We start from the raw sequence: 20,949 nt of genomic DNA on the forward strand, positions 1-20,949 counted from the left end.
TCATATGCCACCAACTGAATACGAAAAACAATATTATCAGCGGCTCGGAAGTGTCTAGATTATCTGTGGCGATTCATACAGTATCTGAAGTAGCCACCACAAAGAAGATTCATGCTCAATCTTCATTAATGCTTCCTGATGTAATTTTAAGGGCACAGGGTACTTCGTACGCAGGTTTTTGGGCTTCCTATACCCCATTCCCCCAAATGGATTTTTGGGTAAATAATCTCGTTTATCTGTCGCAAAATTGAACAATGCAGTGACTTTCTTAAACATGGATTGTCGGGACATCTCAGACGGGTATTTTGTTGCCAGAGCCTTTTTGAACTTTGTCACCGTCAATTTGTTTACAGACTCAATGTCCTTATCACCGTACCAACTGATGAAGAAATCAGCAGCAGCTTTATTACCTTTAAACGTCAATGGACGCCAATCACCAGACATATCCTCATACCACTCCTCAGCAACTGCACTGATCTTATGGCCTTGTTGCCTGAGAACTGAAGGTTGTGGAGATATAGACCCCGTATCACTACGTCCCCAAGGAATGAGATGTGCAGCTTGTACATGAACTTCATGTTCTATGTAGCGATCTCGCTCAGCGATCAAATACTCCCTGATGTCCTGGATTTTTAAACTTTCGCGTTTCAGTCGGTAGTAAGTACTGAGCAGTACTTTTGAGCGTATAGAGGCAGTATGGAAGTCTTTGGTTCGAAGATCGAAGCGTATCAGCTTACTTTGGTGGGATTTCTGCCAAACGTAATAGCCACGATTATTACATGAAAAATACATGATCATAGAGAATCCTCGATTCACTATGAAGACGCCGAAAACTATATAACACATTGAAATAAAAGGCTGGAAGCCACAATGACTTCCAACCTTTCAGTACTGGTTATTCATCTTCCAGGTAGGTGTACCCGTACAGACCCGCTTCAAACTCTTCCAGGAACTGCTGCTGTAATGCATCGTCCAGACCAGTGTTTTTCACCTGATCGCGGAACTGCGTCAGCAGGGTTTTCGGATCCAACTGCACATATTCCAGCATGTCCGCCACGGTGTCCCCTTCGTCGGACAGCTCCACTTCCACGCTGCCGTCAGGGAAGACAAACACATCAACAGCTTCGGTATCACCGAACAGATTGTGCATGTTACCGAGGATTTCCTGATACGCACCAACCATAAAGAAGCCCAGCATTGGCGGGTTCTCCGGGTCGTACTCCGGCATTGGCATCGTCGTCGCAATCCCATCACCGTCAACGTAATGATCGATAGCGCCATCAGAATCGCAGGTGATATCCAGTAACACTGCACGACGCTCAGGCGCATGATTCAACCCTTCCAGCGGCAATACCGGGAACAGTTGATCAATCCCCCACGCATCCGGCATTGACTGGAACAACGAGAAGTTGACGTAGATTTTATCCGCCATACGTTCTTGCAATTCGTCGATAATCGGACGGTGAGCGCGATTGCTTGGGTCAAGCTGCTTCTGCACCTCGTGGCACATGTTCAGATACAGTTGCTCTGCCCACGCACGTTCCTGCAGGCTGAATGTGCCGGATGAATAGCCGACATGAATATCGTGCAGATCCATCTGGCTGTCATGCAGCCATTCACGCAGTGAACGACGGTTGCCCGGCTCGTGCATCTCCTGCCAGGTTTCCCACATATTTTGCAAGGACCGAGGCGCATCATCCTGCGGCGGCGTAGCTTCGGAAATTTCGCTACGCTCTACGCCGATAATGTTGGAAACCAGTACGGTATGATGCGCGGTCACCGCGCGGCCAGACTCGGTAATCACCGTTGGGTGTGGCAAGCCGTGCTCTTCACACGCATCGCCAATCGCCCAGATAATGTTGTTCGCATATTCGTTCAGGCCGTAGTTCACGGAGCAATCCGACTGCGAACGTGTGCCTTCATAGTCTACGCCCAGGCCACCGCCCACATCGAAGCACTGAATGTTTACACCCAGTTTGTGCAGTTCAACGTAGAAACGGGCTGATTCACGTACACCGGTCGCGATATCGCGGATATTCGCCATCTGAGAGCCCAGATGGAAGTGTAACAACTGAATGCTATCCAGACGGCCGCGCTCACGCAGGATTTCAACCAACTGCAGAACCTGTGCCGCCGCCAGACCAAATTTAGATTTTTCACCGCCAGAGGATTGCCACTTACCGGAACCCTGCGACGCCAGACGCGCTCGCACACCTAGGCGCGGGATCACATTCAGACGCTCAGCCTCTTCCAGCACGATGGCAATCTCAGTCATTTTTTCGATGACCAGATAGACCTTGTGGCCCATCTTCTCGCCAATCAGCGCCAGGCGAATGTACTCGCGGTCTTTATAGCCATTGCAGACAATCACCGAACGGGTCATTCCGGCATGAGCCAGAACCGCCATCAGCTCAGCTTTTGAACCGGCCTCCAGACCTAAAGGCTCACCTGAATGAATCAGCGACTCAATCACACGACGATGCTGGTTAACCTTAATCGGATAAACCAGGAAGTAATCGCCGTTGTAGCCGTAGGATTCACGTGCACGCTTAAACGCTGCATTAATGGAGCGCAAGCGGTGTTGCAGGATCTGCGGGAAGCAGAACAATGCGGGCAGGCGTTGGCCCTGTGCTTCACGCGCTTTCACCAGTTTGGCAAGATCGACGCGAGCTTCGGGTACGTCAGGATCAGGGCAAACGCTGATGTGGCCCAGTTCATTGACGTCGTAGTAGTTATTGCCCCACCAGGCAATATTATAAGTGCGTAGCATCTTGCTGGCTTCCTGGGAGCTCATCGCAACCTCCTGCATGGAACGTAGTACACCCTGTTCGCCCGCTGACGAAGGCGAAACCGAAGACATGTCGTCAGACATAGCGAACCTCAACTCTTTGTATTAAGTGTAAAACAGTTGACTACTATCGCAGCGTTACACCGCGATAACAACCCATAAACGACCCCATTTTCCAGCAGAGAATGCTGGAATACAGACCGTGCGACCGGTTTCTTATTCATATCATTGTAAAACACGTATCCGAACTCTGTATGACAAGGTTCGGCGAAACCACGAGATAACTCCTGAATTAACAAGAGCGCCCTTGTTCAGTTTTCACCAAGCGGATGACCGGCTCTGGAATCCTGAGAAGCACCGAAATGGGTATAACATCGGCAGGTTTGCAGACTAGATTTGCGGGTTGCGGGAATCAAAGGCGCGCCAGAACGGCTGCGCTGAATTAGCGAAAAACGATGGTTCATTATCTCGTATCACCTCCACGGCCGCTTCTGCTGAAACGGACCACAAGCCAAAGCTAAAAGTTCACTGCTTAACCCGGCTGGAAGTGGCGACACGATGAGATCATCGAGCGCTTTTTTGGTAGTGAGCCGCGCGCCGCGTTTTATACCGAGAAGACAGACAAAATGCAAAAGATTAATGTGCGTGTTGCCAGCACCGTCAGGAAAAATTTCCAGCTGTGATTTCAACACAGTGAGAGCTTAGTCAAAAAAAACTGGAAATCGGGCGAAGAAGTGACCTAAAATAGCCGTCCAGATGTTAATCCATCCATACTGATTAACACTCAGACTGCCAGTGTTATTAACCTGCTTGCCTTGGTATAATTATCTACCATTGCTATCCAACACGGCAGTTTGAGCTAAATAAATTCTTCTTAGGTGAAATAAAACATGGCAAAACACCTGTTTACGTCCGAGTCCGTATCAGAAGGGCATCCTGATAAAATCGCTGACCAAATCTCCGATGCAGTGCTCGATGCGATCCTGACTCAGGATCCGAAAGCGCGCGTGGCGTGCGAAACCTATGTCAAAACCGGCATGGTTCTGGTTGGCGGTGAGATCACCACCAGCGCATGGGTTGATATTGAAGAGATCACCCGTAACACCGTGCGTGAAATTGGTTACGTGCATTCTGATATGGGCTTTGATGCCAACTCTTGTGCCGTCCTGAGCGCTATTGGTAAACAGTCTCCGGACATCAACCAGGGTGTTGACCGTGCTGATCCGCTGGAACAGGGTGCTGGCGACCAGGGCCTGATGTTTGGCTATGCGACCAACGAAACCGACGTGCTGATGCCTGCGCCGGTGACCTACGCACACCGTCTGGTGCAGCGTCAGGCTGAAGTTCGTAAAAATGGTACGCTGCCATGGCTGCGTCCTGATGCGAAAAGCCAGGTCACCTTCCAGTATGACGATGGCAAAATCGTGGGTATCGATGCCGTCGTTCTGTCAACTCAGCACGCCGAAGATATTGATCAGAAATCCCTGCAAGAAGCAGTGATGGAAGAGATCATCAAACCGGTTCTGCCGACGGAATGGCTGAACGCCTCTACCAAATACTTCATTAACCCAACCGGACGCTTTGTTATCGGCGGCCCAATGGGTGACTGTGGCCTGACCGGTCGTAAAATCATCGTTGATACCTACGGCGGCATGGCTCGCCACGGTGGCGGTGCATTCTCCGGTAAAGACCCGTCTAAGGTTGACCGTTCCGCTGCCTACGCTGCACGTTATGTTGCCAAAAACATCGTTGCTGCAGGCCTGGCTGACCGCTGTGAGATTCAGGTTTCCTACGCTATCGGCGTGGCAGAACCAACATCCATCATGGTGGAAACCTTCGGTACTGAAAAAGTGCCTTCTGAGCAACTGACTCTGCTGGTGCGCGAGTTCTTCGACCTGCGTCCATACGGTCTGATTCAGATGTTGGATCTGCTGCACCCAATCTACAAAGAAACCGCAGCATATGGTCACTTTGGTCGCGAACATTTCCCATGGGAAAAAACCGACAAAGCCGCTCTGCTGCGCGAAGCGGCCGGTCTGAAATAATCGACTGACATCTACGTTTTAAAAGGCCAGCCTCGTGCTGGCCTTTTTGCTTTTTAATCGGTTGGTAGTATGACTCCTGCATCATAATGAAACCGCTTACATCTCATCTAAATTACCTTTCTTTCGGATTAATCTCTTTAGTTGATCTCACTTTCCCTGTTGTTACATTTTATTTCAGTTAAGTCTGAAAGTCATGCAAACAGGATGCACATCACTTTATTTATCCTTTATTTTTCAAATTGTTAATTTAATTTATGCTTCATTAGCCATGTAAGCGATTACACTAACGTGATGAATGTCACATATTTTTACACCTCACTAACCTACCCTTTACATCGATAAACCTGATAACCCAACTGGAGGGCATAATGCCTGACAATAAAAAACAGGGGCGTACGTCCAACAAAGCGATGACATTTTTTGTCTGCTTCCTCGCAGCCCTGGCAGGATTACTTTTTGGCCTGGATATCGGCGTGATTGCCGGCGCATTACCCTTTATCACCGACGAATTCCAGATTAGCGCGCACACCCAGGAGTGGGTCGTAAGCTCCATGATGTTCGGTGCTGCTGTTGGTGCAGTAGGCAGCGGCTGGCTCTCCTTCAAACTGGGCCGCAAAAAGAGTTTGATGATTGGTGCGATTTTGTTCGTCGCCGGTTCTCTGTTTTCTGCTGCCGCCCCCAATGTTGAAGTACTGCTGGTTTCCCGCGTGCTGCTTGGCCTGGCTGTCGGTGTGGCCTCTTACACTGCCCCACTGTATTTATCCGAAATCGCACCAGAGAAAATCCGTGGCAGCATGATTTCGATGTACCAGTTGATGATCACCATCGGTATTTTGGGGGCTTACCTTTCTGACACCGCCTTCAGCTATAGCGGAGCATGGCGCTGGATGCTGGGTGTGATTATCATCCCGGCGATCCTGCTGCTGGTTGGCGTTTTCTTCCTCCCGGACAGCCCTCGCTGGTTCGCGGCGAAACGTCGCTTTGTCGATGCCGAACGTGTTCTGCTGCGTCTACGTGATACCAGCGCTGAAGCGAAAAATGAGCTGGAAGAGATCCGCGAAAGCCTCAAGGTTAAGCAATCAGGCTGGGCGTTGTTTAAAGAGAACAGCAACTTCCGTCGCGCAGTATTCCTGGGTGTCCTGCTACAGGTGATGCAACAGTTCACCGGGATGAACGTCATTATGTATTACGCGCCAAAAATCTTTGAACTGGCGGGTTATACCAACACCACTGAACAAATGTGGGGGACGGTTATTGTTGGTTTGACCAACGTACTGGCGACCTTTATTGCAATCGGTCTGGTTGATCGCTGGGGACGTAAACCTACGCTGACCCTCGGTTTCATGGTGATGGCCGTCGGGATGGGGGTCCTGGGAACAATGATGCATGTAGGCATTCACTCGCCATCCGCCCAGTACTTTGCCGTCGCGATGCTGTTGATGTTTATCATTGGTTTTGCAATGAGCGCAGGTCCGCTGATCTGGGTATTGTGCTCCGAAATCCAGCCACTGAAAGGGCGCGATTTCGGCATCACCTGCTCAACCGCAACCAACTGGATTGCCAACATGATTGTCGGCGCAACGTTCCTGACCATGCTTAATAGCCTGGGCAATGCAAACACCTTCTGGGTCTATGCTGGTCTGAATCTGTTCTTCATTGTTCTGACTATCTGGCTGGTTCCTGAAACCAAACACGTTTCACTGGAACACATTGAACGTAACCTGATGAAAGGTCGTCCGCTTCGCGAAATCGGCGCACACGACTAACCTTCCGGCGGAGAGGCTGCCTCTTGCACCTCTCCGCTTCGCGTTTTATCCTCTGCCTCTATGAAAACACCCCGCCTTCCCATCGCCATCCAGCAAGCCGTTATGCGCAGCCTGCGAGAGAAACTCGCCCAGGCCAACCTAAAGCTCGGGAGAAACTACCCTGAACCTAAACTTGCATGGTCACAGCGTGGAACGTCAGCAGGAACCGCCTGGCTGGAATCGTACGAAATCCGCCTTAACCCTGTTCTGATGCTGGAAAACCAGCAGGCGTTCATTGATGAAGTTGTTCCACATGAACTGGCGCACCTACTGGTGTGGAAACATTTTGGTCGTGTCGCACCACACGGAAAAGAGTGGAAGTGGATGATGGAAGCCGTGCTTGGCGTTCCGGCACGCCGCACGCACCAGTTCGAACTGGAATCTGTGCGCGCTAATACCTTTCCCTACCGCTGCCAGTGTCAGCAACATCAGTTGACCGTTCGCCGTCATAACCGCGTGGTACGCGGTGAAGCCACTTACCGTTGTGTAAAATGCGGTGAACCACTGGTCGCAGAATAATTATAAGAACAATCAGGAACTTTCCTGATCTGACTGATTGCATACAAGAACAACATTCGTTACGTTGCGGGCTCGTTTTGACACGGAGTTTAAGATGTCCCGTAATTTCTCTCTCGCGGTCGCCTTTCTGACGACGGCGCTCTCAGGCCATGCTCTGGCTGATGGTATCAACAGTTTCTCTCAGGCCAAAACTGCGGGCGTTAAGGTCAATGCCGACGTACCGGGCGATTTCTATTGTGGTTGCAAGATCAACTGGCAAGGTAAAAAAGGGGTCGTAGACCTCACGTCCTGCGGCTATAAAGTGCGTAAAAACGAGAACCGCGCCAGCCGTATTGAGTGGGAACATGTGGTTCCGGCATGGCAGTTCGGCCACCAGCGCCAGTGCTGGCAGGATGGCGGACGTAAAAACTGCGCCAAAGATCCCGTTTATCGTCAGATAGAAAGCGACATGCACAATCTGCAACCCGCCGTGGGCGAGGTTAATGGTGATCGCGGCAACTTCATGTACAGCCAGTGGAACGGTGGCGAAGGCCAGTACGGACAGTGTGCCATGAAGATCGACTTTAAAGAGAAAGTCGCCGAACCACCTGCTCGCGCACGTGGCAGTATTGCCCGCACTTACTTCTACATGCGCGACCGTTACAACCTTACCCTCTCTCGCCAGCAGACACAGCTCTTTAACGCCTGGGACAAACAATACCCGGTGACGGAATGGGAATGTCAGCGCGACGATCGCATCGCCAAAGTACAGGGAAATCATAACCCTTACGTCCAGCGGGCTTGCCAGGCACAAAAGAGCTAACCTACACTAGCGGCAATTGGCATACACCGCATGACACATGGAATTTCTGACTATGCGCACTCCTCGCATCTACCACCCTGAACTGATTAATGTCGGCCGCGAAATCGCCCTGTCTGACGAAGCGGCTAACCACGTTGGCCGCGTTCTGCGTATGGGCGCAGGCCAGGCGATTCAGCTGTTTGACGGCTCTAATCAGGTTTTCAACGCTGAAATTACGCGGGCCGATAAAAAAAGCGTGCACGTTAAGGTGCTGCATGGCGAAGTGGACGATCGTGAATCCCCCCTGCACATTCATTTGGGCCAGGTGATGTCGCGCGGCGAAAAGATGGAATTCACCATTCAGAAATCCATTGAGCTCGGTGTAAGCCTCATTACGCCACTTTTTTCTGAGCGTTGTGGGGTTAAACTGGATGCTGAACGTCTGAATAAAAAGATCCAGCAGTGGCAAAAAATCGCCATTGCCGCTTGTGAACAGAGTGGCCGTAACCGTATTCCAGAGATCCGTCCGGCAATGGCTCTGGAAGACTGGTGCGCTGAAGAGGAGAGTGGGCTTAAGCTCAATCTTCACCCGCGCGCCAGCGCCAGCATCAATACGCTGCCGCTGCCCGTAGAGCGCGTGCGTTTGCTTATTGGCCCGGAAGGCGGCCTGTCAGCTGACGAAATTGCCATGACGGCACGTTATGCGTTTACTGATATTCTGTTGGGACCTCGCGTTCTGCGCACTGAGACCACGGCACTCACGGCCATAACCGCGCTACAGGTACGGTTTGGCGATCTGGGTTGAAGCAAAGCCTGACCCATTAACGGAGAAGAACATGATCAAGCTCGGCATCGTGATGGACCCCATCGCAAACATTAACATCAAGAAAGATTCCAGCTTCGCTATGCTGCTGGAAGCGCAGCGTCGTGGTTATGAACTCCACTATATGGAGATGAACGATCTTTATCTGATCAACGGTGAAGCCCGGGCACGCACCCGCATCGTTAACGTCGAGCAAAACTACGACAAATGGTACGAATTCGGCACAGAGCAAGATATCCAACTGGCCGATCTCGATGTGATCCTGATGCGTAAAGATCCGCCGTTCGATACCGAATTTATCTACTGCACCTATATTCTTGAGCGTGCAGAAGAAAAAGGCACACTTATTGTCAACAAGCCGCAGAGCCTGCGCGATTGTAACGAGAAACTCTACACCGCCTGGTTCTCCGACCTGACGCCAGAAACGCTAGTGACCCGCAGCAAAGCACAGTTGAAAGAATTCTGGCAGAAGCACGGCGATATCATCATGAAACCGCTGGACGGCATGGGTGGCGCGTCTATTTTCCGCGTGAAAGAGAGCGACCCAAACATCGGCGTGATCGCCGAAACGCTGACCGAGTTGGGAACCCGTTACTGTATGGCGCAGAACTATCTGCCGGCCATCGTAGAGGGTGATAAACGTGTTCTGGTGGTGGATGGTGAGCCAGTCCCTTATTGCCTGGCACGTATTCCTCAGGGTGGTGAAACCCGTGGTAACCTGGCAGCCGGTGGCCGTGGCGAACCCCGTCCGTTGACCGAAAGCGACTGGGAGATCGCCCGCCGCGTCGGACCAACGCTCAAAGCCAAAGGTCTGATCTTTGTCGGACTGGACATTATTGGTGATCGTCTGACCGAAGTGAACGTCACCAGCCCAACCTGTATTCGCGAAATCGAAGCCGAATTCCCGATCTCGATCACCGGTATGCTGATGGACGCCATCGAAAAACGTTTACAGAAATAACCTACCAATACTATTAGTGACAGCGTCAGAGTTTGTACGCATACTGGACGCTGTCGCTTTTTAAACCAGGAAACAGAACCTCTGACAATGAATTTACAGCATCACTTTCTTATTGCCATGCCTGCTCTCCAGGATCCCATTTTCCGCCGCTCCGTTGTCTATATTTGCGAATACAGTGAAGACGGTGCTATGGGGATTATCATTAATAAGCCGCTGGAAAACCTGCAGATTGATGGAATTCTGGACAAACTCAAAATCACTACGGAAGAACGTATCCCGGAAGTCCGTCTTGATAAGCCGGTGATGTTAGGTGGGCCTCTTGCAGAAGATCGCGGTTTTATACTGCATACGCCGCCAGGATTTTCTTCCAGTATTCGAATTTCAGATAACACGGTGATCACCACATCTCGCGATGTGCTCGAAACGCTGGGTACTGCGAAGCAGCCTTCTGAAGTGTTGGTTGCCCTGGGTTACTCCTCCTGGGAAAAAGGCCAGTTGGAACAAGAGATCCTCGACAACGCCTGGCTTACCGCACCTGCTGACCTGAATATTCTGTTTAAAACGCCGATCGCCGATCGCTGGCGGGATGCAGCAAAACTCATTGGCATTGATATCCAGACAATGCCTGGCGTTGCGGGACATGCATAATGAGCGGAACACTTCTCGCCTTTGATTTTGGAACGAAAAGTATTGGCGTGGCGATCGGTCAGCGCATCACCGGAACGGCACGTCCACTTACAGCCTTGAAAGCGAACGATGGCACGCCAGACTGGACGTTGATCGAGCGTCTGCTCAAGGAATGGCAACCGGATGACGTGATTGTCGGACTCCCGCTTAATATGGATGGCACTGAGCAACCGCTTACCGCCCGCGCGCGAAAATTCGCCAATAAAATCCATGGCCGTTTTGGTGTTTCGGTGAAACTGCACGATGAACGACTGAGTACCGTTGAAGCGCGTGCTGGCCTGTTTGAGCATGGTGGTTTCAGAGCGCTTAACAAAGGCAGCATCGACTCCGCCTCAGCGGTGATTATTCTTGAAAGCTACTTCGATCAGGGTTACTAGCCTCTACTGATTTGCCCGCGAGTTCGGGCATTTCCAGCAGTTTACCGTTAAGCGTCATCAATTCCTGAAGGCGATCCTTTACGATCGCGTCATCAACCTCCCACATTCCGGCAAAGGCGAGCGCGGCATGATGTGCGCCGACGGGCTGCGCCATTGAGACTTCGCCATCATCATGATGCCAGATAACGTGGCCTGTTTTACGTTGTTGCTCGATATGGGGCGCAAGGTTCAGCCATTGTTCGCTCGTAAAGCGAGGCTTCAATTGTTCATCGCTTTCAGCTGCCAATAACGACATACCAATGACTGACTGCCAGGCCGGTAACATTCGGTAGCCAGCCAGCGCCTGCGTCGTTTGACTGCCAGGCACTGAGTGCCAGATGTAGATAATCTGATCTTCCCACAGCACGCCCAGTGCGACGACGATATCGCGCGGAGCATGACGCTCAAGCATCGGCAGGGCGTGAGAAAAGAGTTCAGATCCGCGAATAGCCTGCGCAGCGAGGGCGTGAATACCCGGTCCAGGCAGATAGCGACGTTGTTCATCCTGCATCGTCAGACCAATCGACGCCATGGTCATCAACAAACGATTCGCGCGGGTGGTATTTATTCCCATCAGGCGGGCCAGCTCACGACAGCCAATAGCACGGCCACTGGACACCAGATACTGCAAGCAGCGAATACCGTCTATCAGGCTTTGATTCGGTTGTGATGACATAGCGGGTTTCGTTTACCTGGAAGAATGAAAGCCAATTCTAACGCCGGAGAAAAAGGATACAAGGCATCTCAGCGAGATACCTTACCTTTACTGAAGGCGTCCCTGCGCCCGGCGTTCTGCCTGGCTTTGGTCAAAATTTTGCATTCCCGCCTGTTGCCCCATCTGAATAACACCGGGAAGTTGCCAGGTTTTACCCTCACGAATCAGGTTTGCTGCCGCTGAGGTGTTCACTAACAATTCGTACAGCGCAACACGCCCTCCCTGAACATCGCGAACCAGCTTCTGCGCCAATACCGCACGTAAACTTCCCGCCAACTGACTGCGCACTGGATCTTTTTCCTGCGCCGGGAAGGTATCGACCAGACGCTCAATGGCCTGAGACGCCCCACGCGTATGCAGCGTTGCCAACACCAGATGCCCTGTCTCCGCCGCCGTGAGTGCCAAACGGATAGTTTCGCTGTCGCGCAGTTCCCCGAGTAAGATCACATCCGGGTCCTCTCGCAACGCACTGCGCAACGCCTCTGCAAACGATGTGCTGTGCTGGCCGATCTCCCGCTGCTGAATCAGGCAACGCTCACTCTGATAAATAAACTCAACGGGATCTTCCAGTGTCAGAATATGCCCATCGGCATGTTTATTGAGGTAGTCCACCATCGCGGCAAGTGTTGTGGATTTACCGCTCCCCGTTGCCCCCGTGACCAGAATCAGGCCATTGTCACTGGATAACAGTTCGGGCAGTGCACGTGGTACGCCAAGCGCTGACAATACCGGGCAGGCAAGAGGCAAGAGCCGCAAAGTCATTGAGACACCGTTAATATGCACAAAAGCACTGCCACGCAAACGCTGTTGACTGGCGAGCGTAACCGCAAAATCAACCTGACCATTCGCCCACCAGATGCCCTGCTGCTCGTCGGTTAACCAGGTTTTCAATAGCGCGTCAACGTTCGGTGATGGGAATGGCGCAGGCTCCAGCTTGCCCAATCGCCTCCATCGCGGAGGGGAATCACTGCACAGGTGTAGATCCGACACGTTATGCTTTACACTAAGCGCCACAATTTCTTCCATATCCATACATGACTCCTCGGAATAATGAACGACATTGCGCATAACCTGGCACAGGTCCGGGACAAAATCTCAGCCGCTGCAACACGTTGCGGTCGTGCTTCAGAAGAAGTTACGTTGCTTGCAGTCAGTAAAACCAAGCCTGCGAGCGCCATCGCAGAAGCGATCGATGCAGGTCATCGCGCATTTGGTGAAAACTACGTGCAGGAAGGTGTGGACAAGATTCGCTATTTCCAGGAATTGGGGAATGCGGAACTGCAATGGCACTTTATTGGCCCGTTGCAGTCGAACAAAAGTCGTCTGGTGGCTGAGCATTTCGACTGGTGTCATACCATCGACCGTCTGCGTATTGCCACGCGTCTTAGCGAGCAACGCCCGATGGACAAAAAACCACTTAACGTTCTGATTCAAATTAACATTAGTGATGAAAACAGTAAGTCCGGTATTGCGCTCACTGAGCTGAATGCCCTGGCGGAAGAGGTCGCTAAACTGCCAGGACTTACCCTGCGCGGGTTAATGGCTATCCCTGCACCAGAACCGAATTACGACAGGCAGTTTGCCGTCGCACAGCAAATGGCTGTAGCATTTGAAGCGCTTAAAGCGCGCTATGCAACGGTAGACACGCTTTCACTGGGCATGTCGGATGATATGGAAGCCGCTATTGCGGCAGGCAGCACTATGGTGCGCATTGGCACTGCGATTTTCGGTGCGCGCGATTACTCCCCAAAATAAGGAAAACTGAGGAACGCCATGAAGACGTTGACTTTCCTGCTTTCAACGGTCATTGAACTGTATACGATGGCACTTTTGCTGCGCGTCTGGATGCAGTGGGCTCGTTGTGATTTTTATAATCCCTTCTCGCAGTTTGTCGTGAAGATCACGCAACCTGTTGTGGGGCCGCTGCGTCGCATTATTCCTGCAATGGGCCCGATTGATAGTTCCTCATTACTGGTCGCGTTCATTCTTAGCGTGATCAAAGCCATTACCCTGTTTATGGTCATCACCTTCCAGCCGATTATCTGGATCGCCGCCGTACTGATTTTAGTCAAAACGGTCGGCTTGCTGATCTTCTGGGTACTGCTGGTAATGGCCATTATGAGCTGGGTCAGCCAGGGACGAAGCCCGGTTGAATATGCGCTGATGCAACTCGCCGAGCCGTTGCTGCGCCCAATTCGCAACTTGCTGCCTTCTATGGGCGGAATCGACTTCTCACCGATGATCCTGGTGCTGTTGCTGTATGTCATCAACATGGGGATCGCCGAGCTGTTACAGTCTACGGGTGACATGCTGTTGCCGGGGCTGTGGATGGCATTATGAGTGCAGTAAGCTCCTGCGCTGACGGGCTGGTTTTACGGCTGTATATTCAGCCTAAAGCCAGCCGTGATAGCATTGTTGGACTGCATGGCGACGAGTTAAAAGTCGCCATCACCGCGCCACCGGTTGACGGCCAGGCGAATGCGCATCTGACCAAATACCTCGCCAAACAGTTTCGTGTTGCCAAAAGTCAGGTCATCATTGAAAAGGGTGAACTAGGGCGACATAAACAGGTAAAAATCCTTAACCCGCAATCCATCCCGACAGAAGTCGCGGCTCTGAAAGAACAGGAATAAACAATGCAGAAAGTTGTTCTCGCTACCGGTAATGCCGGTAAAGTGCGCGAGCTGGCCTCGCTGTTAAATGATTTTGGTCTGGATGTGGTTGCGCAGACTGAATTAGGCGTGGATTCCGCCGAAGAAACCGGACTGACGTTTATTGAAAACGCCATCCTGAAAGCGCGTCATGCCGCACAAGTGACCGGCCTGCCCGCAATCGCCGACGACTCAGGTCTGGCCGTCGACGTTCTTGGCGGTGCGCCGGGGATCTACTCCGCGCGTTATTCCGGCGTGGATGCCACGGACCAGCAGAATCTGGAAAAACTGCTTGTTGCACTGAAAGACGTACCTGACGAAAAGCGTCAGGCGCAATTCCATTGCGTACTGGTCTATCTGCGTCACGCTGAAGATCCCACGCCCATCGTCTGCCACGGCAGTTGGCCGGGCGTGATTGCCCGCGAATCAGCAGGCAATGGCGGCTTTGGTTACGATCCTATTTTCTTTGTCCCATCTGAGGGCAAAACCGCTGCGGAACTGACCCGCGAAGAAAAAAGCGCCATCTCCCACCGTGGGCGCGCCTTAAAACTGTTACTGGAAACATTACGTAATGGCTAATTTGCCACCTTTAAGTCTTTACATTCACATTCCCTGGTGCGTGCAGAAATGCCCGTACTGCGATTTCAACTCGCATGCGCTGAAAGGCGAAGTACCGCACGATGACTATGTTCAGCATCTGTTAACCGATCTGGACACTGACGTGCCCTACGCGCAGGGACGCGAAGTTAAGACCATTTTTATTGGTGGTGGTACGCCGAGCCTGCTTTCAGGCCCGGCAATGCAAACGCTGCTGGATGGCGTGCGTGCGCGCCTGAACCTGGCAGACGATGCAGAAATCACGATGGAGGCGAATCCGGGAACCGTTGAAGCTGAGCGTTTCGTGGATTACCAGCGCGCAGGGGTGAACCGCATTTCCATCGGCGTGCAGAGTTTTAGTGAACCGAAGTTAAAACGCCTGGGTCGTATTCACGGCCCGGAAGAGGCTAAGCGCGCGGCTCATCTGGCAACCGGACTTGGCCTGCGCAGCTTTAACCTTGATTTGATGCACGGCCTGCCGGACCAGTCACTGGATGAGGCCCTTGACGACCTGCGACAGGCAATTGCGCTCAACCCGCCGCATCTCTCCTGGTATCAGCTAACTATTGAGCCAAACACGCTGTTTGGTTCGCGCCCCCCCGTCCTGCCTGATGACGATGCCCTGTGGGATATTTTCGAGCAAGGTCACCAGTTGCTGACGGAAGCCGGATATCAACAGTACGAAACCTCTGCCTATGCAAAACCGGGCTACCAGTGTCAGCACAATCTGAACTACTGGCGCTTTGGCGATTATTTAGGAATTGGCTGTGGCGCACACGGAAAAGTGACGTTCCCGGATGGGCGCATTCTGCGTACCGCTAAGACGCGTCATCCACGCGGATATATGGAAGGGCGTTATCTGGAACGCAGTCACGATGTCGAAGTGGAAGATAAACCTTTTGAGTTCTTTATGAACCGTTTCCGCCTACTGGAAGCTGCGCCACGTGCAGAATTTACACGCTATACCGGCTTGCCGGAGTCAGTGATTCGCCCACAGATTGACGAAGCGCTGGCAAAAGGGTATCTCACGGAAAGCAATGAATACTGGCAGATCACCGAGCACGGAAAACTGTTCTTAAACTCCCTTCTTGAGCTGTTCCTCGCCGAAGATCCTGAAAGCTGATTCAGGATTTTGCATCCCGTTCTGCTGGCTGAGGGAAAGGCTGGCAGAGTGTTGGAATGGACATATCAAAACAACGCCGAAAACAAATGACGCCCGAAGAATTACGCCTCTGGTATTTACTCTGAGGCCGTCGCTTCTATGGGTACAAGTTTCGCCGCCAGATGCCGGTTGGCGCCTACATCGTGGATTTTCCTGTTTTAAGGCGAAGCTGATTATTGAGCGGGATGGAGGACAACATCAAGATGAAGAAGATTATGATTTGCGAAGAACTGCATTTTTAAAGGCAAACGGCTGGGATGTGATGCGGTTCTGGAATAACGAGTTCAGGGCGAACGAAGAAGAAGTCTTGCTGGTTATTTTGCAAAAATTGCAGAGCCTGATGCCCTGCCCCTCTCCCCATGAGAGAGGGTCAGGGGGCCTGCGCGCAGAGATCTTACTTAAGCGTCCCCACCAGCGCCTTACGGCTGTCTTCCAGCGATACCACGCGTTTGCACACGTCTTTGCCAAACTGCTGGAAATCATCTTCCTGATTCTTCCATTCATTCTGGATAGAGGTCTGTAATCCACCCAGGCTGCCTAATACGCCCTGTAGCGGGTTACCACCACCTTTCAGCACCGCTTTTGCACCCATTTCGTTGATGCTGTCCTGCAAGATACCGCCCATAGCCTGATTCACCAGGGTTTGCCCATCGGCACGAACCTGATCAATCGCTTTGTAGTGGAACGTCAGGCCATCGCTGCGATGCTCAATAATCCGGTTCATCTGTTCTTTCAGTTGTTTGTCCAGCTTGGTCAGGCGAGTGCGCATATTGCTGCTCTCTCCCACCTCTTTGGTGATGATTTTATCCAGCGCAACACGGCTTTTTTCAACCCGGGTCAATGCGCCTTGATCAATCCACGGCAGTGCGGAGCGCAGGTCAGCCTGATAATCTTTTGCCTGCTCACGCTGTGCAGCACTCAGGTTGTACACCTTGCCGTTAAACGTGACGTTGCCATCTGGCGTAATCACCAGATCCCCGTTTTCGCCTTTAACCTGTACGTGCTGCGGATTCAACATCACGTCATCGCGTGGCGTGACGCTACATTTGTACTCCGCATGGGCGGTGAACACGGTTGCCATCAACCCGGCAGCCAGCAACGTTTTGCGCATCATAAAAACTCCCTCAGACAAAATGGGCCAGCTAATGCTGGCCCGGTATTGCTTACTTAGTCCCACCAAATATCGAAAAGTTCGCTGACACGAACATCTTCGACTTTGCGGTTTTCAAGCCACTTGCGCACGGTTGCCTGATGTTCTTCAGTGCATTTACCGATTTCCTGCAGGCAAATCAGACCTTCCCATGCCAGGTAGCCACTGCCGTCAAACGCCAGTTTGTTCGGCTCAATCACTTCATCGATAAAGGCATCAACATCCTGATCGATTTGCTCTACGCTTGTCCCTTCCGGGAAACGCCATGCAATAGAGAACCCAACTTCCTGGAACTCCTCGATGTGCATTTTTTTACGCAGACGACGGCTACGGTTCTTTGCCATTATTTCACCCTCTCGAACATTAAGTCCCATACACCGTGACCAAGACGATGGCCACGCTGTTCAAATTTCGTTACCGGACGTGAATCCGGGCGCGGTACATAGTCGTTGCTCTCTGACTGGTTTTTATAACCATCCAGAGACGACATCACTTCCAGCATATGTTCCGCATACGGTTCCCAGTCGGTCGCCATGTGGAAGACACCGCCCAGTTTTAGCTTACTTTTCACTAACTCAGCAAAAGGCGCCTGAACGATACGGCGTTTATTATGACGTGCTTTGTGCCATGGGTCAGGGAAAAAGAGCTGAACCATGTTCAAAGAATTGTCAGGAATCATTTTGTGCAGAACTTCCACTGCGTCATGACACATCACGCGCAGGTTTTCCACGCCCTCTTCATGTGCCGTCGCGAGGCACGCCCCAACGCCAGGGGAATGTACTTCAATGCCGAGGAAGTTTTGCTCAGGACGGGCTTTCGCCATAGCCACCAGCGACATGCCCATACCAAAACCGATCTCCAGCGTAATCGGCGCATCGCGGCCAAACAGCGCGGAAAAATCAACAGGCTGTTCACTGAACTCAACGCCCATCACCGGCCAGTAGTTGTCCAGCGCGTGTAGCTGCCCTTTTGTCAGGCGGCCCTGACGACGGACAAAGCTGCGAATTCGGCGCAGCGGGCGACCGTTTTCATCAAATTCCGGTGAAATGACGTCGTTTTTCATAAAAGTGTTGTCTGCTTGTGAGAATGTTCGGGAAACGGGCATTATCCAAAGTTAAGGCGTCTATGCAAGCATGGGAAAGATCCGGTTTACAGTCGCAAGGCGCTGTGCTGCAATCTGCGTCCCTGATAATGCGAATCTAAAGACCATGCAAGCCACTCAATTTTCAGCCCAGGTGCTGGACTGGTACGATAAATACGGGCGTAAAACCCTGCCCTGGCAAATTGAAAAAACGCCTTATAAAGTATGGCTCTCTGAAGTGATGTTGCAACAAACGCAAGTCGCTACGGTGATCCCTTACTTTGAGCGCTTTATGGCACGTTTCCCGACGGTGGTCGATCTCGCCCATGCACCTTTAGATGAAGTGCTGCATCTGTGGACCGGCCTGGGTTACTACGCCCGCGCCCGTAATCTTCACAAAGCCGCACAGCAAGTTGTGACCCGCCACAACGGAAAATTCCCCGAAACCTTCGACGAGGTGGCGGATTTGCCCGGCGTTGGTCGCTCAACCGCAGGAGCTATTCTCTCTCTTTCACTGGGCAAACATTTCCCGATCCTCGACGGTAACGTCAAGCGCGTCCTGGCTCGCTGCTACGCCGTGGGCGGCTGGCCGGGTAAAAAAGAGGTGGAAAAAAGACTGTGGGAGATCAGTGAAGATGTGACCCCAGCCAAAGGCGTTGAGCGCTTTAATCAGGCGATGATGGATCTTGGCGCCATGGTCTGTACGCGCTCAAAACCCAAATGCGAACTCTGCCCGGTCAATAACCTTTGTGTGGCTTACGCTAACCAGTCCTGGGCACACTATCCGGGTAAAAAACCTAAACAAACGCTCCCCGAACGCACAGGCTTTATGCTGCTGATGCAGCATGGTAACGACGTCTTTCTCGCCCAGCGCCCCCCCAGTGGTCTGTGGGGAGGATTGTACTGTTTCCCACAGTTTGAAAATGAAGACGACCTCAGGGCATGGCTGGCGCAGCGACAGATAAACGTCGATACTCTGACCCAGCTCACGGCGTTTCGTCACACCTTCAGCCATTTCCATCTGGATATTGTGCCTATGTGGCTTACCGTGTCCTCAGTGGGTTCCTGCATGGATGAAGGCGCGGCTCTCTGGTATAACTTAGCGCAACCCCCGTCTGTCGGGCTGGCAGCTCCCGTCGAGCGCCTGTTACAGCAATTACGTGCCGGTGCAATGGTTTAGCATCGGTAAGAAAAAGAGGAATGAGTATGGCCAGAACCATTTTTTGCACCTTCCTGCAGCGTGACGCTGAAGGCCAGGATTTCCAGCTCTATCCGGGTGACCTGGGTAAGCGCATCTATAATGAGATCTCCAAAGAAGCCTGGGCACAGTGGCAGAAAAAACAAACGATGCTGATTAACGAGAAAAAACTCAGCATGATGAACCCGGAGCATCGCAAACTGCTGGAGCAGGAGATGGTCAATTTCCTGTTTGAAGGTAAAGATGTGCACATTGAAGGCTACACGCCTCCCGCAAAATAAATGAAGGGCCGTACGGCCCTTTTACATAAACACAACACGCACTTCCGGAATGATGAAAAAATTTTTAGCGCTAGCCCTTGTTGCGCCGTTGCTTGTTTCTTGTTCCTCTAAAAATAAAGGCGATAGCTATAACGAAGCCTGGGTAAAGGACACCAACGGTTTTGACATTTTGATGGGGCAATTCGCCCATAACATCGAAAATATTTGGGGATTTAACGAAGTTCTTATTGCCGGACCTAAGGACTACGTTAAGTACACCGATGCCTACCAGACACGTAGCCACATTAACTTTGATGATGGCACGATCACCGTTGAGACGATTGCAGGTACAGAGCCTGCGGCGCGTTTACGTCAGGCGATCGTGAAAACCCTGCTGATGGGCGATGACCCTGGTTCTATAGACCTCTATTCCGATGCTGATGACATCACCATATCTAAAGAGCCGTTCCTCTACGGGCAGGTTGTTGATCAGACCGGGCAAGCCATCCGCTGGGAAGGCCGCGCCAACAAATTTGCCGACTACCTGCTGCAAACGCGTCTCAAGAGCCGCAGCAACGGTCTGCGTATTATCTACAGCGTCACCATCAACCTCGTGCCAAACCACCTCGACAAACGTGCGCATAAATACGTCGGTATGGTGCGTCAAGCCTCGCGTAAATATGGTGTGGATGAGTCTCTGATCCTGGCCATCATGCAGACTGAATCGTCATTCAACCCGTATGCCGTCAGCCGTTCCGATGCACTGGGATTGATGCAGGTTGTCCAGCACAGCGCCGGTAAAGATGTTTTCCGTGCTCAGGGTAAATCAGGAACGCCAAGCCGTAACTTCCTGTTTGACCCGGCCAGCAACATCGATACGGGTACAGCCTATTTGGCCATGCTGAACAACGTTTACCTGAGCGGTATTGATAACCCAACATCACGTCGCTATGCCGTCATCACCGCCTATAACGGTGGGGCAGGCAGCGTACTGCGCGTGTTCTCCAGCGACAAAGTTCAGGCCGCTAACATCATCAACAGCATGGCGCCAGGGGATGTATATTCAACACTGACCTCCCGTCATCCGTCAGCGGAGTCCCGCCGTTACCTTTACAAGGTGAATACGGCGCAGAAAAACTACCGCCGCCGATGATCAACTCACTCTCTCCCACAAGGAGAGAGTGTTCTGCTTCCCCTCTCCTGGTGGGAGAGGGTCAGGGCATCAGGCTGCACCCAACACCCAGCCATACGAAAATGTTATTTGCATCACAATCCAATCTGCAAATTAATGTGGATTGCATTTTTTTGCG

Annotated in this window: 24 protein-coding genes and 1 pseudogene; 17 read left to right on the forward strand and 8 right to left on the reverse strand. The window is 51.9% G+C overall.

Annotated elements, in window-relative coordinates; all coding sequences use genetic code 11:
- Window positions 1-54 precede the first annotated feature (54 nt).
- The 3 genes from GF617_RS22340 to yqgB form a co-directional block, all read right to left on the reverse strand.
- Window positions 55-798, reverse strand: coding sequence for a hypothetical protein (locus GF617_RS22340; RefSeq protein WP_203452473.1), 744 nt, complete (start codon window positions 796-798; stop codon window positions 55-57).
- 97 nt (window positions 799-895) lie between these two features.
- Window positions 896-2,872, reverse strand: coding sequence for a biosynthetic arginine decarboxylase (gene speA, locus GF617_RS22345; RefSeq protein WP_181620698.1), 1,977 nt, complete (start codon window positions 2,870-2,872; stop codon window positions 896-898).
- Between the two features lie 8 nt (window positions 2,873-2,880).
- Window positions 2,881-3,012: an acid stress response protein YqgB gene (gene yqgB / locus GF617_RS22350; RefSeq protein WP_203452474.1), complete on the reverse strand. Its 132-nt coding sequence runs from the start codon at window positions 3,010-3,012 to the stop codon at window positions 2,881-2,883.
- A gap of 666 nt (window positions 3,013-3,678) precedes the next feature.
- On the opposite strand from yqgB, the gene metK reads away from it, so the two are divergent.
- The 8 genes from metK to ruvX all read left to right on the forward strand — a co-directional run bounded on the left by metK (window position 3,679) and on the right by ruvX (window position 10,786).
- Window positions 3,679-4,833 carry a methionine adenosyltransferase gene (gene metK / locus GF617_RS22360; RefSeq protein ID WP_181620701.1) on the forward strand — a complete coding sequence of 385 codons (1,155 nt, stop codon included), beginning with the start codon at window positions 3,679-3,681 and terminating at the stop codon, window positions 4,831-4,833.
- 368 nt (window positions 4,834-5,201) lie between these two features.
- Window positions 5,202-6,599, forward strand: coding sequence for a galactose/proton symporter (gene galP, locus GF617_RS22365; RefSeq protein ID WP_203452475.1), 1,398 nt, complete (start codon window positions 5,202-5,204; stop codon window positions 6,597-6,599).
- Window positions 6,600-6,659: 60 nt separating this feature from the next.
- Window positions 6,660-7,157 (forward strand): SprT family zinc-dependent metalloprotease, encoded by a 498-nt coding sequence (locus GF617_RS22370; RefSeq protein WP_181620703.1) that lies wholly within the window; start codon window positions 6,660-6,662, stop codon window positions 7,155-7,157.
- A 94-nt stretch (window positions 7,158-7,251) separates the two neighbouring features.
- The gene (gene endA / locus GF617_RS22375) at window positions 7,252-7,959 is read left to right on the forward strand and encodes a deoxyribonuclease I (protein WP_181620704.1); all 708 of its coding nucleotides are present in this window, start codon (window positions 7,252-7,254) and stop codon (window positions 7,957-7,959) included.
- A gap of 52 nt (window positions 7,960-8,011) precedes the next feature.
- Complete coding sequence (rsmE, locus tag GF617_RS22380) at window positions 8,012-8,743, forward strand: 16S rRNA (uracil(1498)-N(3))-methyltransferase (protein WP_181620705.1); 732 nt, start codon at window positions 8,012-8,014, stop codon at window positions 8,741-8,743.
- 31 nt (window positions 8,744-8,774) lie between these two features.
- Complete coding sequence (gene gshB, locus GF617_RS22385) at window positions 8,775-9,722, forward strand: glutathione synthase (RefSeq protein ID WP_181620706.1); 948 nt, start codon at window positions 8,775-8,777, stop codon at window positions 9,720-9,722.
- A gap of 87 nt (window positions 9,723-9,809) precedes the next feature.
- On the forward strand, window positions 9,810-10,370 hold the full coding sequence (locus GF617_RS22390) for a YqgE/AlgH family protein (protein WP_181620707.1): 561 nt from the start codon (window positions 9,810-9,812) through the stop codon (window positions 10,368-10,370).
- The gene (ruvX, locus tag GF617_RS22395) at window positions 10,370-10,786 is read left to right on the forward strand and encodes a Holliday junction resolvase RuvX (protein WP_181620708.1); all 417 of its coding nucleotides are present in this window, start codon (window positions 10,370-10,372) and stop codon (window positions 10,784-10,786) included. Before GF617_RS22390 ends, ruvX begins: the two co-directional genes overlap by 1 nt.
- Here the strand turns inward: ruvX and GF617_RS22400 are convergent.
- Window positions 10,752-11,501 carry an IclR family transcriptional regulator gene (locus GF617_RS22400; RefSeq protein ID WP_181620709.1) on the reverse strand — a complete coding sequence of 250 codons (750 nt, stop codon included), beginning with the start codon at window positions 11,499-11,501 and terminating at the stop codon, window positions 10,752-10,754. The two genes, ruvX and GF617_RS22400, sit on opposite strands and share 35 nt — an antisense overlap.
- An 87-nt stretch (window positions 11,502-11,588) precedes the next feature.
- Window positions 11,589-12,572: a type IV pilus twitching motility protein PilT gene (locus GF617_RS22405; protein ID WP_181620710.1), complete on the reverse strand. Its 984-nt coding sequence runs from the start codon at window positions 12,570-12,572 to the stop codon at window positions 11,589-11,591.
- An 18-nt stretch (window positions 12,573-12,590) separates the two neighbouring features.
- Here GF617_RS22405 and GF617_RS22410 point away from each other — a divergent pair, with 18 nt between their 5' ends.
- From GF617_RS22410 to GF617_RS22435, 6 genes and pseudogenes are all read left to right on the forward strand, one after another.
- Entirely contained in the window at window positions 12,591-13,295 is a 705-nt protein-coding gene (locus GF617_RS22410) for a YggS family pyridoxal phosphate-dependent enzyme (protein ID WP_181620711.1), read from the forward strand.
- A gap of 18 nt (window positions 13,296-13,313) precedes the next feature.
- On the forward strand, window positions 13,314-13,880 hold the full coding sequence (locus GF617_RS22415) for a YggT family protein (RefSeq protein ID WP_181620712.1): 567 nt from the start codon (window positions 13,314-13,316) through the stop codon (window positions 13,878-13,880).
- Window positions 13,877-14,173, forward strand: coding sequence for a DUF167 family protein YggU (yggU, locus tag GF617_RS22420; RefSeq protein WP_181620713.1), 297 nt, complete (start codon window positions 13,877-13,879; stop codon window positions 14,171-14,173). Before GF617_RS22415 ends, yggU begins: the two co-directional genes overlap by 4 nt.
- 3 nt (window positions 14,174-14,176) lie before the next feature.
- Entirely contained in the window at window positions 14,177-14,770 is a 594-nt protein-coding gene (locus GF617_RS22425) for an XTP/dITP diphosphatase (protein WP_181620714.1), read from the forward strand.
- Entirely contained in the window at window positions 14,763-15,911 is a 1,149-nt protein-coding gene (hemW, locus tag GF617_RS22430) for a radical SAM family heme chaperone HemW (protein WP_203452476.1), read from the forward strand. The genes GF617_RS22425 and hemW overlap by 8 nt, the downstream gene beginning before the upstream one ends.
- Before the next feature lie 140 nt (window positions 15,912-16,051).
- A pseudogene (locus GF617_RS22435) lies at window positions 16,052-16,272 on the forward strand (DUF559 domain-containing protein); the annotation flags it as partial.
- A 72-nt stretch (window positions 16,273-16,344) separates the two neighbouring features.
- Here the strand turns inward: GF617_RS22435 and GF617_RS22440 are convergent.
- Genes GF617_RS22440 through trmB form a run of 3 tightly spaced genes read right to left on the reverse strand, consistent with a single transcriptional unit; the run spans window position 16,345 to window position 18,163 of the window.
- Window positions 16,345-17,064 carry a DUF2884 domain-containing protein gene (locus GF617_RS22440; RefSeq protein ID WP_181620716.1) on the reverse strand — a complete coding sequence of 240 codons (720 nt, stop codon included), beginning with the start codon at window positions 17,062-17,064 and terminating at the stop codon, window positions 16,345-16,347.
- A 53-nt stretch (window positions 17,065-17,117) separates the two neighbouring features.
- Window positions 17,118-17,444 (reverse strand): YggL family protein, encoded by a 327-nt coding sequence (locus GF617_RS22445; protein ID WP_181620717.1) that lies wholly within the window; start codon window positions 17,442-17,444, stop codon window positions 17,118-17,120.
- On the reverse strand, window positions 17,444-18,163 hold the full coding sequence (gene trmB / locus GF617_RS22450) for a tRNA (guanosine(46)-N7)-methyltransferase TrmB (RefSeq protein WP_203452477.1): 720 nt from the start codon (window positions 18,161-18,163) through the stop codon (window positions 17,444-17,446). Before trmB ends, GF617_RS22445 begins: the two co-directional genes overlap by 1 nt.
- Window positions 18,164-18,308: 145 nt before the next feature.
- Between trmB and mutY the strand changes: the two genes are divergently transcribed.
- The 3 genes from mutY to mltC are packed head-to-tail and all read left to right on the forward strand — an operon-like array spanning window position 18,309 to window position 20,792.
- On the forward strand, window positions 18,309-19,361 hold the full coding sequence (gene mutY, locus GF617_RS22455; RefSeq protein ID WP_181620719.1) for an A/G-specific adenine glycosylase: 1,053 nt from the start codon (window positions 18,309-18,311) through the stop codon (window positions 19,359-19,361).
- A 26-nt stretch (window positions 19,362-19,387) separates the two neighbouring features.
- Window positions 19,388-19,660 (forward strand): oxidative damage protection protein, encoded by a 273-nt coding sequence (locus GF617_RS22460; protein WP_181620720.1) that lies wholly within the window; start codon window positions 19,388-19,390, stop codon window positions 19,658-19,660.
- Window positions 19,661-19,712: 52 nt separating this feature from the next.
- Window positions 19,713-20,792 carry a membrane-bound lytic murein transglycosylase MltC gene (gene mltC, locus GF617_RS22465; RefSeq protein ID WP_181623829.1) on the forward strand — a complete coding sequence of 360 codons (1,080 nt, stop codon included), beginning with the start codon at window positions 19,713-19,715 and terminating at the stop codon, window positions 20,790-20,792.
- Window positions 20,793-20,949: the final 157 nt, after the last annotated feature.

The organism is Lelliottia sp. RWM.1, assembly GCF_016859735.1.
Lineage (GTDB): Bacteria > Pseudomonadota > Gammaproteobacteria > Enterobacterales > Enterobacteriaceae > Enterobacter.